This is a genomic window from Streptomyces sp. NPDC033178, from assembly GCF_055577685.1.
In genome coordinates, this window is sequence record NZ_JBVIPT010000024.1 from 38,327 (window position 1) to 53,379 (window position 15,053).

Below are 15,053 nucleotides of genomic sequence, written 5' to 3' on the forward strand. Positions count from 1 at the left end.
GTGCGTAGGTAACCGCCAGGGGCGAGGCTCGACACCACGCAGTGCGCCCACGTGGTGCCGTCGCTCACGCACAACAAGGCTCGTGATGCGGGTGTGTGACGCCCCTCTCTCTGGCCTCACCCATGGACCTTAGGGGCGTCGTGGGCTTCGGAATTTGTCGTCCGTGCAGGGAACTTTGTCAGTCGTGCATCGCCCTGCGGGTGAGGTCATGCGCGACCGCCATGGCCGGTGACAGCCCCGTACGACGGGCACAGTAGCCCGGCCCGGTCGCAGAGTGTGCCGGTCGTTTGACCCACAAGGAACAGCCGCCGCGCACACCGGATTCCAGGCAAGGCGGCGATCGAGACCGCCTCTGGTCTACAGCCGCGACCTCGTTGATCTCGACTGCCGCCTGAAAGGCGACGGCGTCTACCACGCCGTGCTCGGCATTGCCCGCCTGTACAACCTCGCCCTCACCGGATAACCGAGCCGACCGCGCCCTGTCACCCGCGTCCGCAGCACCTGCAAGATCACTTACGGGACAACCTTTAGCAGAGCGCGTGAGCAGCTCTTTAACGTTCGTCTCAGGTTCGCTCGGTAGGAAGTAGGCATGCGGATAAGCGATGCAATCCGTATGCAGGAGGCTAGTGATGGCAGTCGACGCAGCACCATCGGGGAAAGCGCAGCCCGGCCGGTTGCGGTTCGAGGCGGCCACCAGGGCGCTGGCGACGGCGTTCCCTGTCGCCGCATGCGGGGTCACACGCCGACAACAGTGCGGGGCCCGCCGCGGCCGGCCCGCACAGCGCGCACGCGGGCGGTCGTCAGCTCCACCACAGCCGCTGCGCACCGGCGAGCGGTTCCTCGACCTGAGCGCTGCCGCGGTGCGCGAGCAGGACGCGAAGACCCCCTGAAGCATCTCGCAGACGGATGCCGTACGGATACCTCACCACACAAACGCCTGAAGAGAGGGACTGACATGAAGCCCATGGGACGCCGCGGCTTTCTCACCGCCAGCACGGCACTTGGCATTGGTGCCGGCTTGTCCACGCACGCCATTGTCTCGGAAGTGAGCGAGAACGAGACTTCGGACAAGACTTCGGACGAGACTTCGGACATTTCACGGCGGGACCAGGACCTGCCCTTCATCGGCACGGAGGAGACCTTTTCGACTCCCACGTTGTTGAAGCTGAACTCCATCAATCAGGATCACATAGCGTTCCTTGAGGAAGTTGGTCTTTCGGATCTAGGCCAACGCCGCATCGGCGATATGGATGCGGGGGGACTCAACGTTCAAATCCTCTCTGCTCATACACCCTCCGTACAAAATGTCCCTGGGCAAAGGGGCATCGACCTTGCCTATCGTCTTAACCGGCAACTTGTAGACGGGCCAATCGCCAAATATCCGGGCCGCTTCAAGGCTTTCGCCACCTTGCCCTTGCAGAGCCCGGAGGCGGCGGCGGACGAACTGGAACGCTCGGTTCGGGAAGATGGCTTCTTGGGCGCACTGACCAACGGACACATCGCGAAGAAGTATCTCGATCATCCCGATTTCGAGCCTGTGCTGGCACGTGCCGTTGCTCTCGATGTGCCGATCTACCTGCATCCCGGCTATCCAGCTGACGAGGTCTTCAAGATCTACTACAGCACCACACGGTCTAAATACACGGAAGAGTACCAAGACTACATTTTCAGTGGGTCTGGATATGGCTGGCACCAGGAGGTGCTGACCCAATGCATTCGGATGATCGCGTACGGGGTTTTCGACAGATTCCCCAAACTGAAAATCATCATCGGCCACATGGGCGAAGGTCTTCCCTTCTACTACGAGCGGATCGTCAATGACATGGGCGAGCCGACCAAAGACTCGCTCGAGAAGCCCATCGGGCAATACTTCCAGGACAACTTCTGGGTCACAACCAGCGCATTCCCCCAGACCGAACTGCTCGATCTCCTGCTGAAGTACATAAGCGTGGATCGAGTGATGTTCGCAACCGACTACCCGTTCGCGGACATAAAGGAGCAGACCGACTGGTTCCGCGGAGTCGATTTGCCACGCGAAGACAAGGAAAAGATTGCGTTCCGAAATGCGGAGAAACTGTTCAGAATGAAAGTGTCCGTGAAGTGATACGCCAGCGGCGGCCGGAGTGAAAGAATGCTTTGCTGTAAGGCGAGAGTACGGCCGAAGTATGCGATGCGCGGCTGCCCCATGTGCCCCGCTGTGATGTCAAGTGTGCTTGACATCGAGCGCCGTCTGGTTGGTCGTACTGATCAGAAAGCGCACTGGGTTCCTTCGTCGAGGATGTAGCGGACTTGTGGGGCTTGGAAGTAGCCGGTGATGACGTGGGGTTGGCGTTGTCGGCAGTGGAAGAACCTGTGGGTTTCGACGGCGAGTTCGGCCTGATTCCTGACCCGGTGGGTGTGGGGCAGGCGGTGCACCTCCTAGCGTGTCAAGTACACTTGACATCGCGCCGAAGGGGGCTCCCGTGCGAGCGCACAACGAGATCAAGGCGACCGCTCGGCTCGTGCTCTGGACATTCGCCTGGGCGACGACGGTTGCCCTGGCCAAGTTCGGCCCGCGCCTCCTTTGGGATCCGCCACAGCAGGTGGCGAGCTGGGCCGCCGTTGCCGTCAATTTCGCCGTCGGCATCGGCTGGATCATCGCCTTCACGGGCTTTCTCCGCGCGCTCGATGAGCTGCAACGGAAGATCATGCAAGATGCGCTGGCGGTCACCCTCGGCGTGGGGTGGGTCGTCGGATTCTCCTATGTCGTTGCGGACGCTGCCAGCCTCGTCGCCCGCGATGTCGATATCGCCGTCCTCCCCGCGCTCATGGGAGTCGTCTTTATGATCGCCTTCGTCGTCGGCAAGATCCGATACCGATGAAGAACCGCATCACGGACCTTCGCGCCGAACAGGGTTGGACGCAGGCCGACCTGGCTCAGCGCGCCGGCGTGTCCAGGCAGACGATCAACGCCATCGAAACAGGGAGGTTCGACCCAAGCCTTCCCCTCGCCTTCCGTCTCGCCAAGCTCTTCGACCTGAGGATCGAAGAGCTCTTCCTTGACGAATGAACCCAATGCGTTTCTGATCAATAGCAGGTCAGGGCCGCGGCCATGTCCAGGCCTCGGCTCTGACAGTCGTTGCGGACCACGTACGGGATCTTGAGAGCGTGAGCAGCCCATGGCAGGCTCATGCTGCATGATCGATGAATTCGCGAAGGACAACCTGCACGGGAGACTGCGGCGGGACCGCAAGGCGCTGCTCTGGAAACTCGACGGCTTGTCCGAATACGACGCCCGCCGGCCTTTGACGGCGACCGGGACCAACCTCCTCGGCCTGGTCAAACACGTGGCCACCGTCGAGGCCAGGTACTTCGGTGAGGTCTTCGACCGCCCTTCCCCGGAACCGCTGTCCCGGTGGCAGGACTACGACGGCAGCGATCTGTGGGCGACCGAGGACGAGACCCGCGATCAGATCATCGGGTTCTGCCGGCGCACGTGGGAACACTCGGACGCGACGATCAACGAGCTTCCCCTCGACGCCCCCGGCCACGTGCAGTGGTGGCCGGAGCCTTATCCCAACACGAACCTGTTCGCCATCATGGTCCATGTCCTCGGCGAGTCCAACCGGCATACCGGGCACGCCGATATCCTGCGCGAGGGTCTCGACGGCCGGACCGGGGTGCGCGCCGAACACGAGAAGCAGATCGACGAGGAAGTTCGTGCAGCCTACTGCGCGAAGATCGAGCAGGCCGCCAGGTCGGCCGCACCAGTCAAGGCCTAGAGGCAGTGCCGTTACGTCATGGTTCTGTGGGCTGGGGTCGTTTGACGAGGATGGCCTGCGTGCCGGTGCGGGTGGGCTGGGGCCAGTGACGGTGCTCAGCCCGTTTGAGCCAGTAGTTGGAAATCTTGCGTCTGACAACGCGGGGCCGGCTGCGCAGCCGTCTGGCGCGAAGGAGCCTTTCCCGCAGGTCTTCCTGGAGTAATCGCAGTGCCTGGACCAGGAGATCAGGGGGAATAGCTGCCGGGCGTGACGGTCACACTGCGGCGAGCGGAGCGCAGGGGCTCGGTGAAGGACACCCGGTCGGGATCGAGTTGGCAGGTGGCAGCGGTTCTCAGCATCAGCTCCCGCAGTGCATGGTGGACCAGGAGGTGGGCCCAGATCTGCTGCAGGACACCATCGGGTGTCTTGCTGCTGAGGACCACCCTCGCGCCGCGCTGGTGGGTTTTCATCCCGGCGAAGACGGATTCGATCTCCCAGCGTTCGCGGCAGAGCGCAGCCCGTTGCCGGGCCGGATGGCGTCGGGCGTCGGACGTCCGGGAGGCTGGTGACCGGGCGATACTCGCCCGCAGCGGCCGTCCTGACCGTGTCTTTGAGCGGGTAGGCCAGGACACGGACGTCGACTCGGTCACGCTTGGCGGGGTCGGTGTCGGCATGGATGGAGGAGAGCCACGATCCGTCACGCGGTTTCTTGCGGACCAACAGAACACGGTTGGCGGGCACCCTCCACAACAGGTCGGCCCCGGTGGCGGTGAAAGCCCGCCACGGCGGGACGCCGAAGAACTCGCGATCGGCCAGGACGAGTTGACCTGGCCCGCAGGAGCGGGGTGGATGACCCACCAGGGTCATCCACCCCGCTCCGGCAGCCGGCGAGTTCCGCATCCAGAACCACATGGCTGCCCACTTCCACCAGGGCGGCCATCCGCACCTGCACACAAGCGCTCCTGCCGCTGAAGGTCAGCCGAAGCCGGCATCGCGCCGCGGCGTACGGATGCGCACCAGCAGGGCGGAGCCGCGGGGACAGCGAGTGTTGGGGTCTTCTAGCGCAGGGCTGAGATGCCGGCGAGGAAGATGTCTACCCCGACGAGGAACTGCTTGCGATCGTCGTGCTCGCCCAACTGAGTCGCCGCCGCGTGCACGAACGGGTACCGGCCCGGGTCGATCTGTGCCCATTGCGTGGCGGCGTTCTCCAGAAAGGTCTCTCGGTCCGTGTCGCTGCCCGTGAGCAGCCGTGCGTTCGCGGCGTTCTGCGCGGCGACGCCGAGGACGTAGTTCACGAGCGTGCCTGCCGCGTCGAAGCGCGCTTTTTCCGGAACACCGAGGGCGTCCAGCAGGCGGCCGACGCCCTCATGGAAGTCCAGCAGCGCCGGCCGCAACGGTTGGCGGGCACCCCGAGCGCATCGGCGACCCCTTCCGCGACCGGCGCGCCGAAGCCCAAGCCGTCGGCCGGTGGGAAGACCAGTGCGGCACGCCATTCGGCCACAGCCACGCCGCAGCCCCCGCGAAAGTCGTCCACCACGCCATCGTCGGCAGGGTGGATTCGACCCAACGGCTGCCTACACGAGGGTCGCCACCGCCTACGAGGCTGCCGACGGAAACGGCGCCTGCCTGTTCGGCCCGAGTGACGAACTCATGATCGCGGCGATGAACACCACCGACTACGAGACGTCCAGGGCGTGCGGCGCGCACGTGCTCGTCCGCGCGGCCAACGGCAAGTCGATCACGGTACGGATCACCAACGAATGCCCGCTGCCCTGCGCACCCGGGCAACTCGACCTCAGCCAACAGGCCTTCGCCAAGCTCGCCGACCTCAAGGTCGGCCGGATATCGATCACCTGGCAGCTGCTGAGTCCCAGCACGACCGACACGATCTCCATCAGATACAAGACCGGGTCCAGCCCTCATTGGTGCGGCATCCAGGCGATCGGCCACCGCAACCCGGTCGCGCGCCTGGAGGTCCGGGCCGGCGGCGGCTGGCGACAGTTGCGCCGCACCGAATACAACTACTTCATCTCCGCCGACGGCAGTGGGTGCGGCAGCTCGATCAGAGTCACGGACATCTACGGAGAACAACTGACCCTCACCGAGATCGCGCTGCGGCCGAACGTCGTGCAACCGACCGGGGTTCAGTTCGCCCGGCACTGATCACGCCGCACACGCGTGCGTCGCTTTCACCGGCAGTCGGAAAGCGGCGACCGCAGATTCAGTTGACTGTCCGTCGGAGGCCGGGGCCCGGAACCCTCGCGTGAGGACCGTCACGAGGTCGAACAGGTTCAGGTGCTGACGTCGTCCTCGGCCGAGATGTACACGAACTTGGTGGGCCGGCCGTCGGAGCGCCGGCAGTGGAATTCGGCCGAACGGTTCTACTGCAACCAGTAACTCCACGCCGTGGTGCAGGAGTTAAGCGCGTCTTCCCCCTGACCGGATGGGGCCGGGCGACCTGGGTCTCCCGGCCCATCAGCCATCCGAGCGGCCCCCCGCTGGAAGCAGCGGTCCCAGAGGGCGACGATGTGGAAGCCGTACGCCGTCAGCGACATCGAGCCGACCGCGATGACGGGCTCGGCCAGGCGGCACAGCCGGGGGAAGGCATCCATGGCGCCCAGCCGGTACAGCGGCATTGGTGACTACATCGTGTTTCATCCCCTCCGGACTGGAAACGCCACGTGTCAGCGGTGAATCCGCCAACGGGCCCCACCGACGCCGCCGACCGGCGGCGTCGGCCACGCCCGTCGGCTGGAACCGGGTCGGCGGCGAGCTGGGGAGCGGTGGCTCCGGCCGCAGGCTCGGAGCGCTGTGTCGGCAGGCCGCGAAGCGCTCCGAGCGAGACGGTCAGAACGAGCAGGTGTCCATCCGGCGGGCGACCTGCGATGTGTTGTTCTCGTCGGGGTCACGTACGGGACCGCACAGGAACGGGCTGAACCGGGTGTCGGCACGCAGCCAGAGACTGAGGAACGACACGATCCACTTGCCCTGCTCGGCCTTGTTGCCGGAACCCGTCATCGGGCACAGGTGGTCGCCCGGAACCTCGATGTAGAGCCTCTCTGCCTGGGACATGGACTTGTACCAGGGCACCGCGTAGGTGTTGCCATGGGCGACGGAGTCGCTTTGACAGGTTCGGAAACAGGAACTCGAAGCGCCGCGCGGGAGGATCTCGCCGACTCGCGAACGGGGCTCGTACTCGCCCGCGGCGGATTCCCCTTCCAACGCGCTGGGGCTCCGCCGGGCAAGGTCCGGGGAGAGCCACGTTCGCCCGGTTCGATCTCGGAATGCGGTGGAAGGTCAGGACCCTCTCGCCGGCGTGAGCCATACGGCCCGGACGCGGAAGACGTTCGGCTTCGCCGCGTCAGCGGGCGGCGCGCGGATCCTCTCAGGACCGGGCGGCCCGTTCCGGTGTTGCCGATCGGGTGCACGCCTATGGTGCGCACCCGCGCCCCTGGCAGGCCTCACACCGAGAACTCGCGTATCACCGTGTTGCGGAACACCGCGCTGCCGCCGATCGTGAACAGTGCGAGCCGGGTGTCCAGCAGGTACGGGAACACCTGGCTGGTGTGCACGTAGCGGCCGTCGTCGACGAACATCTCCACCGACGTGCGGTCCACCAGGATGCGCAGCTTCACCGTGCCGGCGGCCGGGTCGAACGGGGTGTGGCTCTCCTGCCACTTGCCGGACGTGTCGGCGTTCACCGTGTTGCGTCGGTTGAGGAAGGCGTAGTCGGCGTAGATCCCGGCATCGATGTGCCGACCGCCGTTGGGTGAGCGCCTCAGCTGGAGGCCGGCGCCGGTGAGTTGGGACCAGGTGATCTCGGTCGTCACCTCGTAGGAGATACCGGTGTAGTCGAGCACCTTCGTGCCGTCCACGGTCACGTCGCCCAGGTTCACGGTGTGGGAGACATGAGAGTCGAGGCCGGCGACGGGCTGGGAGGCGAGGTAGTAGGTGTTGTCGGATGCCTTCTTCAGGGTGATCTCGCGGACGACGGAGTCGGTGCCGTTGAAGCCGTCGCAGTCGATGGTGGGGGTGGTGTCGGCGTAGTCCCAGTTGTTCACCCAGCCGAGCGCGTACCGGGCGGCCGCGTCCACCGCGCCGCTCGCATCCCGCTTCTCGAACGTGACGGCGCCGTACCAGTCCCAGCCGTGGTCGAGCCACTGCGGGTCACTCGCCTCAGCGGTGAACGCGCTGCCGTCGAAGGAACCCGTCCAGTAGGCGTACGTGTTGGGCAGCCCCGAGCTCTTCCCGTTGGCGCTCACGCCGAGCACCCATTTCACGGTGCCGTCGCCGGCGGTGATGCGGAACAGATCGGGGCACTCCAGGACGCCGATGCCGGCGTGGACGAAACCGTTCACGTACGTCCAGGACTTGAGGTCGTCGGAGTGGTAGAACCCGATCTTGTCGTTCTCGGCGAGGGTCATCACCCAGCGGTCCCGGTCCTCGTCGCGGATCACCTTGGGGTCGCGGAAGTCGGCGACGCCGGGGTTGGGCAGGACGGGGTCGGTCCCGTAGTTCGTGAAAGTGAGACCGCCGTCGGTCGAGTAGTACAGGAACTGCGCCTGGTGGTCGGTGCCGCCGCCGGGGGACATGGTGACGATGACGACGACCGCGCCCGCGCCGAATCCGGCCGTGTTGCCGGTGTCGACCACCGCCGAACCCGACCAGAGATCGCCGTTGGGCGTGGTGTCCTTGGGCACGGCGACCCCGCGGTCGGCGAAGGAGACCAGGTCCTCGGTGGTGGCCAGGCGCCACGCGGTGCCGACGGCACCGGTGAAGTAGTCGGCGTTGTAGAGGTAGTAGTAGTGGTACTCGCCGTCGATCCAGACGGGCCGCTGCGGGTCGTTCTTCCACTGGTCGGGGACCGTGAAGTGGTACGCGGCGCGGTAACTCGCCCCGCTCGCCGCGGACTTGGTCGTGCTCTCGGCCGTGGCCCCGGGCTCGGGCCTCGGGGCGGCCGTGGCCGTTCCGGTGGGCAGCAGTGCGGCGGCGGTGCCCGCCGCCGATCCCGCGAACAGTGATCTCCTGGAAATCCCCGATGTTCCGGGCATGACACATCGTTCCTCTCGTGGCGGCCCATGAGGGCCCGTGGCGGCTCGTCACGCACGCGAGTGCGGCTCACACCGCGGAGGGCGTGAAATATCGGCTCCTGCGAACGAGGACTGTAGACCTAACTCGTTAAAGGTCAAGCGTTCCCGACCCTTGACAGGCCTACTGCCCGGTTCCCATCATCTGGGGCATCACCCCTGAACTAACACGAGTTAGGCCCGTTGATGACTGACTCGCACCTCCCCCGCCGCACGCTGCTGCGGTACGGCGCGTACGGGACCGGAGCAGCTGCCCTGGCCGCGACCGCCGCGAGCTGGGACCGGCTCACGGGAGCCGACATCCCCGGCCGTGACGACGGCTCCCTCGTCGTCGCCACCCTCGGCTCCGCCTTCGACCCGGCCACCGTCGACGCCCTCACCAAGGGCTTCCACCGGCTCCACCCCGACATCCCGCTGCGGGTGAACGCGGTGCAGGCCGTCGACTGGTCGGACTTCTTCGCGAAGATCCTCACCCAGATCGCCGCGGGCACCGCCCCCGACCTCGTGTATGTGGCCACCGAGGGCGTGCAGTTGTTCGCCCAGCGGCTCGGCGTGCCCCTGGACCGCTGGGTGCGGCGGGACGCGGCGGAGCTGCGTGAGTACTTCGCCGACGTCCACCCCTCGCTGGTGGAGTCGATGATGTACGAGGGGAACCTCTACCAACTGCCGATGGAGTTCAACGCCGCCGACATCTACCTCAACAAGCAGGTGCTGAAACGGGCGGGCGCGGGTTTCCCGGCGGCCGACTGGAGCCGCGACGACTTCACCGCGCTGCTGCGGGAGACGAAGCGTGGCGGCGGCGCGCACTTCACGCCGTACTTCTGGACCAACCGGCTGTGGGGCGGCGTGGTGCCCTGGCTCTTCGCGAACGGCACGAACCTGCTGAAGGAGTCGAAGGCGCCCGGCGGCTCCTGGCTGTGGGACACCTTCTACCCGGCCGCCGACCGGCAGGGGCGCGGCGGGGGCTTCCGCTGGACGACCCCGCAGGCCACCGCCGACCGGGTCGAGGAGACGTACGACTATCTCGCTTCCCTCGTCCAGGAGAACCTGTGCTCCCGGCCCGAGGGCGGCAACGGCAGCAATCTGGTCGGAGTGTTCTCCACCGGCCGCGTCGGCGTCACACCGGCGGGCGGATTCTGGGCGGGCGGCCTGCAGCTGGCCGGCATGCGGGCTGCCGACTACGACGTGCAGTACTTCCCGCGCTGGCGTACCCAGCGCCACCAGTTCGGCGCGGCGGGCTACGCGCTGCTGCGCACCTCGAAGAAGCAGGAAGCCGCCTGGGAGTTCATCAAGTACGCGGCCCGCAAGGACACCATGACCCGGCTGTTCCGGAGCAACCAGACCACCCCGGCCCGGCGTTCGATGCTGAACGCCGCGCGCTACGCCGCGAACGGCCCGGCGCACTGGCAGGTCTTCTACGACACTCTCGACCGGTTTCCCGACACCGGCCCGATCCCCGCGCCGCCGCAGGTCGCCGAGGTGACCGACGTCCTGCTCAAGTACACCGGCACCGCGCTGGCCTCGCCGCGTGCGGTGGGTCCCGCGCTGCGCCGGATGCAGGGCGACCTGGAGCAGGCCATGGAGCGTGAGGTATGACGAACACCCAGGTCCCGAACCCTCAGGTCCCGAATGCTCAGGACCCGAACGTCCAGGTCCCGGCCGTACGTTCGCGGCCCGCAACGCCACCACCCGCCGTCGCCGTGCGGCCGTCCGTCCGTGACCGCGGCACCCGTCTGCTGGCCACGCTGTTCCTGGCGCCCACGGTCGTCGGCATCGTCGTCTTCACGGTCGTGCCGATCATCGGGTCCGTCGTGCTGAGCCTGTTCCACTGGAACGTGATCGACCCGCCCCGTTTCGCCGGCGGCGCCAACTACCGCACGACCTTCACGGACTCGACCGTCCTGGTCTCCTTCCGCAACACGCTCCTCTTCATGGTCCTCGCGGTCGCGCTGCAACTGCTGATCGCGCTGTCGCTGGCGCTCGCGCTGAACGGGCGGATGCCGGTGTGGCTGCGGTCGGTGTTCCGTTCGGCGTTCTTCTTCCCGCTGGTGCTGTCCGCCGCGTCGATCTCGGTGGTGATGAAGTACCTGTTCAACCAGGACTTCGGGGTGGTGAACTGGCTGATCGGCCTGGTCGGCGTCGCGCCCGTGCCCTGGCTGACCTCGGAGCACGCGGCGATGGCCACGGTGATCCTGGTCTACGTCTGGCAGCAGTTCGGTTTCTCGTTCCTGCTGTTCGTCGGCGGTCTGAACAACATTCCCAAGGAGATCCACGAGGCCGCCGCTCTCGACGGCGCGACCGGTCTGCGCAAGCACCTCGGCATCACGCTGCCGCTGCTGTCGCCGACGCTGCTCGTCGCGTCGGTGGTCGGCATCATCAACGCCCTGCAGGTCTTCGAACAGCCCTACGTCCTCACCGACGGCGGACCCGGCGACGCCACCCGCACCGTGGTGATGGTGATCTACGAGAGGGCCTTCGAGCAGCTCGACTTCGGCGAGGCATCCGCGGTGGGCGTGCTGCTCTTCGTGCTGATCATGGCGGTCACCGCCTTCCAGTTCCGGCTCAGCCGGCGTTTCGTCCACTACCAGTGAGCCGGTGAGCCGCATGAGCGCTATGAGCCAAGCAACCCCGCCCCTGAAAGCGACCCCGACTCTGAGTCGCGCACGTCACTCACTCGCCCCCTGGGCCCGGATCGCCGCACTGACCGTGTGCGCCCTGCTGACGCTGGGCCCGGTCATCTGGACGGTCGCCACCTCACTGCGCACTCCGGCCCAGTCCTTCGACCTGCCCCCGCAGATCATCCCGACGCACCCGACGACCGAGGCCTACCGCGGGGTCTTCCAGCAGATCGACGTGTGGCTGCTCGCCCTGAACTCCACGCTGGTGACGGCACTGATCGCCGTCGGCCAGATGATCACGGCGGGTCTGGCCGGATACGCCTTCGCGCGCCTGGAGTTCCGTTTCAAGAAGCCGCTCTTCGGCCTGGTCCTGGCGACCATGATGGTGCCGTTGCAGGTCACCATCGTGCCGGTGTTCCTGGTGCTGAAGTCGATGGGCCTCACCGACACGCTCCTCGGCCTGATCATCCCGGCCTTCCCGACGGCCTTCGGCACGTTCCTGATGCGCCAGTACTTCCTCGGTATGCCCAAGGACCTGGGCGAGGCGGCCATGCTGGACGGCGCGGGGCCCTGGCGGATCTTCCGCTCGGTGTACGCGCCGCTGGCCGCGCCCGGCCTGGCGATCGTCGGCGTGCTGGCCTTCAACTACCACTGGAACGAGTTCTTCCGTCCGCTGATCCTGGAGACCTCCGGCCAGAACTACACGCTTCCGCTGGGTCTGGTCTCCCTGCAGGGCAACCTCGGCACCGGGTCGATCTCGGTGGTCCTGGCCGGGGTCGTGCTCTCGATGCTTCCCGCCGTCGCCGTGTTCGTCGTCGGCCAGCGCCCTCTCCGCGAGGGCATCACGTCCGCAGGAGTCAACCGTTGAGCAATGACCCCAACGCGCCGCGTTTCAGGGTCCGTCCGCCCTCCGGCTGGATCAACGACCCCAATGGGCCGTTCCGTTGGCGGGACCGCTACCACCTCTTCTACCAACACAACCCCGACGCACCGGTGCACGCGAACGTCCACTGGGGTCATGCCTCCAGCGCCGACCTCGCGCACTGGGAACACCACCCGATCGCCCTCACGCCGACGCCGGGCGGCCCAGACGAGGCCGGCTGCTGGTCGGGCTGCGTGACCGACGACGCCGGCACACCGACCGCCGTATACACGGGAGTTGACCATGCCCACACCGGACTCGGCACCGTCTGCCTGGCACGGGCGGCGGACCCCGACGACGACCGGCTGACCGAGTGGAAACCACTCCCGACGCCGGTGGTGACAGGACCGCCCCCGGGACTGGACGTGGTGATGTTCCGCGACCCGTTCGTCTTCCGCCACGCGGACCGGCGCTGGGCCCTCGTCGGGGCCGGGCATGCCGACGGCACGCCGTCGGTCCTGCTCTACGACTGCGACGACCTGACCGACTGGCGGTTCGCCGGTGTGCTGCTGGACGGCCAGGACCCGGTGGCGGCGGGCGTGTTCGGTGACAAGTCGGTGGGCTGGGAGTGCCCGCACCTGTACCGGACAGCAGGCGGCGACCACGTGCTCCTGGTGTCCCTGTGGGACGGAGACCCCTGCTCCACCGGATATCTGACGGGCCGTCTGGAGGCCGATGGCCAGGGCGCGTTGAGGTTCGTACCGCGCGCCGGCGGCCGGCTCGACCTGGGGCGGGACTTCTACGCCCCCGCCGTGCTCCAGGAGCCGGACCGCGCACTGCTGTGGGGCTGGTCGTGGGAGGCCCGCCCGCAGGAGGAGGTGCACCGGGCCGGATGGGCAGGCGTACTCACCGCGCCACGGGTCGTCGACGCCCACCCCGACGGTTCACTACGTGTGGCCCCGGCTCCGGAACTCGACCTGCTGCGCCCGGCCGAGCCGTTCGTCACCGAGCCGGGCCGGGTTCCGCTTCCCCACACGTACGACCTGACGGTCACCGCATGTGAACCGACCACGGTAAGTCTCCTCCGGAACGCGGCGGGCCGGGAGCTGACCGTCCGGGCGGACCCCGCCTCGGGGACCGTCGTCCTCGACCGCAGCGCCTGGCCCCGGACCGGCAGGGAAGGCTCCGCCCCGATCACCGTGCACGTGCCGAAGGGACCGGAACTCGCGCTCCGGCTGCTCGTCGACGGCTCGCTCCTCGAACTCTTCGTCGCGGAACGGGCCATGGTCACCGAGCGCGTCTACCGGCGCCCCGACGACATCGCCGAGTTGGTCGTCGACGAGCCGGGCGCCCGGGTCACCGGGTGGGCGCCGGACCCACGGAGGCGCGGCTGACCACAGGACAGGCCAGGCGCCGGACGGTCGCGGGCGGCGTACGGCCGGCTTCGATGGCGTCCAGGAGCAGCCGGGCCGCCGCCTCGCCCATCGCACGGTGCGGCAGAGCGACCGAGGTGAGCGGCGGGGTGAGGAACGCGGCCATGTGCTCCTGGTCGTCGTAGCCGACCACGGACAGATCGGCGGGCACGTCGATCCCGAGCCGGGTCGCGGCGTGCAGGACACCCGCCGCGACCCGGTCGTTGTAGCACAGGACGCCAGTGGGGCGACGGCCCTGCTCGACCCCGTCGAGCAGGCGCAGCGCCCCCGCGTATCCCGCGGAGATCTCCCCGCCGCCGCGCACGATCCATTCCTTGGGCACGGTGACGCCCTCGGCGCGCAGCGCGTCCCGGATGCCGCGGGTACGTTCCACCGAGGCGATGTCGTCCAGACCGCCGATCACGGCGAGCCGGCGGTGGCCCGCACCGAGGAGCAGCCGGGCCGCGGTACGGCCACCGGCGCGCTCGGCAGGGACCACGGCGGGCAGGGAGTCGTCCTCGGGCAGGCAGTTGGCCAGCACGGAGTGGGTGCGGTGCAGGCCCTCGGGGACGCGGACCCGGCGCAGTGACATGGCCGCGTAGATGATGCCGTCCACGCGCCGGTCGAGCAGTTCCGCGACGGCCGCGTCCTCCTTGGCCGGGTCACCGCCGGAGTCGACGGTGAGGACGAGATGGTCGCTGTCCCAGGCGGTCTCCATGGCGCCGCGCAGCAGCCGACCGGCGAACGGCGAGGACGCGATCTCATCGGTGACCAGCCCGATCACGGCCGTACGGCGACGGCGCAGACCGCGGGCCACCGGGTCGGGGCGGTAGCCCAGCTGGGCCGCGGCCCGCCGGATGCGTTCCTGGGTGGCGGGCGAGAGGTTGCCCTCGGCCCGGCCGTTGAACACGAAGGACACCGCGGTGTGCGACACGCCGGCGAGCCGGGCGACGTCCCGTGACGTCGGGCGCCCGGTGCCCGTGCTCACGCTCTCCTCGGCACCGCCCACGCCGTCCGCCGCCCTCACCCAGCCCGTCCCTGTCGATCACCGTCCACCCTATCCGCGGGGAGCACCACGGCATACGGGAGATCCTCAGGGCGCCGCGGCATGGGCGTCCGATGCGATCACCGGATTCCCCGGAGGGCGGGGAAGGTTTCGGACGGTGCGTGAGCACGTCACTCGCTCATCCGCCGACGATGCCGACCCACCGGCCCGGTGGAGGGCAGCGCGGGCCGGACCGCGCAAGCCGCTCAAGACGACCGGGCTGTGGTGGCGGACCTGACTGGCGTCCTGGCTGAAGGCGACGTCCTTGGTGCGTGTCCTCGCCACATGA

Annotated in this window: 15 protein-coding genes and 1 pseudogene; 11 read left to right on the forward strand and 5 right to left on the reverse strand. The window is 67.7% G+C overall.

Annotated elements, in window-relative coordinates; all coding sequences use genetic code 11:
- Positions 1–382 precede the first annotated feature (382 nt).
- From ACZ5VQ_RS42135 to ACZ5VQ_RS42160, 6 genes and pseudogenes are all read left to right on the forward strand, one after another.
- A pseudogene (locus tag ACZ5VQ_RS42135) lies at positions 383–463 on the forward strand (IS5/IS1182 family transposase); the annotation flags it as partial.
- 166 nt (positions 464–629) lie between these two features.
- On the forward strand, positions 630–890 hold the full coding sequence (locus ACZ5VQ_RS42140; RefSeq protein ID WP_469109638.1) for a hypothetical protein: 261 nt from the start codon (positions 630–632) through the stop codon (positions 888–890).
- Between the two features lie 65 nt (positions 891–955).
- Complete coding sequence (locus ACZ5VQ_RS42145; RefSeq protein ID WP_469109639.1) at positions 956–2,104, forward strand: amidohydrolase family protein; 1,149 nt, start codon at positions 956–958, stop codon at positions 2,102–2,104.
- A gap of 358 nt (positions 2,105–2,462) precedes the next feature.
- Complete coding sequence (locus ACZ5VQ_RS42150) at positions 2,463–2,861, forward strand: hypothetical protein (protein ID WP_469109640.1); 399 nt, start codon at positions 2,463–2,465, stop codon at positions 2,859–2,861.
- Complete coding sequence (locus tag ACZ5VQ_RS42155) at positions 2,858–3,049, forward strand: helix-turn-helix transcriptional regulator (protein ID WP_289929267.1); 192 nt, start codon at positions 2,858–2,860, stop codon at positions 3,047–3,049. Before ACZ5VQ_RS42150 ends, ACZ5VQ_RS42155 begins: the two co-directional genes overlap by 4 nt.
- Before the next feature lie 127 nt (positions 3,050–3,176).
- Positions 3,177–3,761 (forward strand): DinB family protein, encoded by a 585-nt coding sequence (locus ACZ5VQ_RS42160; protein ID WP_469109641.1) that lies wholly within the window; start codon positions 3,177–3,179, stop codon positions 3,759–3,761.
- Positions 3,762–3,985: 224 nt separating this feature from the next.
- Here ACZ5VQ_RS42160 and ACZ5VQ_RS42165 read toward each other — a convergent pair whose 3' ends face one another.
- Positions 3,986–4,210, reverse strand: coding sequence for a hypothetical protein (locus ACZ5VQ_RS42165; protein ID WP_469109642.1), 225 nt, complete (start codon positions 4,208–4,210; stop codon positions 3,986–3,988).
- A 588-nt stretch (positions 4,211–4,798) separates the two neighbouring features.
- Positions 4,799–5,134, reverse strand: a complete 336-nt coding sequence (locus ACZ5VQ_RS42170; RefSeq protein ID WP_469109643.1) for a TetR/AcrR family transcriptional regulator C-terminal domain-containing protein — start codon at positions 5,132–5,134, stop codon at positions 4,799–4,801.
- A gap of 85 nt (positions 5,135–5,219) precedes the next feature.
- Between ACZ5VQ_RS42170 and ACZ5VQ_RS42175 the strand changes: the two genes are divergently transcribed.
- Positions 5,220–5,903 carry an expansin EXLX1 family cellulose-binding protein gene (locus ACZ5VQ_RS42175; protein ID WP_469109644.1) on the forward strand — a complete coding sequence of 228 codons (684 nt, stop codon included), beginning with the start codon at positions 5,220–5,222 and terminating at the stop codon, positions 5,901–5,903.
- 684 nt (positions 5,904–6,587) lie between these two features.
- Here ACZ5VQ_RS42175 and ACZ5VQ_RS42180 read toward each other — a convergent pair.
- Positions 6,588–6,962: a poly(ethylene terephthalate) hydrolase family protein gene (locus tag ACZ5VQ_RS42180; protein WP_469109645.1), complete on the reverse strand. Its 375-nt coding sequence runs from the start codon at positions 6,960–6,962 to the stop codon at positions 6,588–6,590.
- Between the two features lie 239 nt (positions 6,963–7,201).
- On the reverse strand, positions 7,202–8,791 hold the full coding sequence (locus tag ACZ5VQ_RS42185) for a glycoside hydrolase family 32 protein (RefSeq protein ID WP_469109646.1): 1,590 nt from the start codon (positions 8,789–8,791) through the stop codon (positions 7,202–7,204).
- A 222-nt stretch (positions 8,792–9,013) separates the two neighbouring features.
- Between ACZ5VQ_RS42185 and ACZ5VQ_RS42190 the strand changes: the two genes are divergently transcribed.
- From ACZ5VQ_RS42190 to ACZ5VQ_RS42205, 4 genes are read left to right on the forward strand one after another with little or no spacing between them, the layout of a single operon-like run.
- Positions 9,014–10,423, forward strand: coding sequence for an extracellular solute-binding protein (locus tag ACZ5VQ_RS42190; RefSeq protein ID WP_469109647.1), 1,410 nt, complete (start codon positions 9,014–9,016; stop codon positions 10,421–10,423).
- Positions 10,420–11,418 carry a carbohydrate ABC transporter permease gene (locus ACZ5VQ_RS42195; RefSeq protein WP_469109648.1) on the forward strand — a complete coding sequence of 333 codons (999 nt, stop codon included), beginning with the start codon at positions 10,420–10,422 and terminating at the stop codon, positions 11,416–11,418. The genes ACZ5VQ_RS42190 and ACZ5VQ_RS42195 overlap by 4 nt, the downstream gene beginning before the upstream one ends.
- A gap of 22 nt (positions 11,419–11,440) precedes the next feature.
- Positions 11,441–12,313, forward strand: coding sequence for a carbohydrate ABC transporter permease (locus tag ACZ5VQ_RS42200; protein ID WP_469109649.1), 873 nt, complete (start codon positions 11,441–11,443; stop codon positions 12,311–12,313).
- Positions 12,310–13,701: a glycoside hydrolase family 32 protein gene (locus ACZ5VQ_RS42205; RefSeq protein WP_469109650.1), complete on the forward strand. Its 1,392-nt coding sequence runs from the start codon at positions 12,310–12,312 to the stop codon at positions 13,699–13,701. The genes ACZ5VQ_RS42200 and ACZ5VQ_RS42205 overlap by 4 nt, the downstream gene beginning before the upstream one ends.
- On the opposite strand, the gene ACZ5VQ_RS42210 is transcribed toward ACZ5VQ_RS42205, so the two are convergent.
- Positions 13,664–14,728 (reverse strand): LacI family DNA-binding transcriptional regulator, encoded by a 1,065-nt coding sequence (locus tag ACZ5VQ_RS42210; protein ID WP_469109731.1) that lies wholly within the window; start codon positions 14,726–14,728, stop codon positions 13,664–13,666. The two genes, ACZ5VQ_RS42205 and ACZ5VQ_RS42210, sit on opposite strands and share 38 nt — an antisense overlap.
- Positions 14,729–15,053 lie beyond the last annotated feature (325 nt).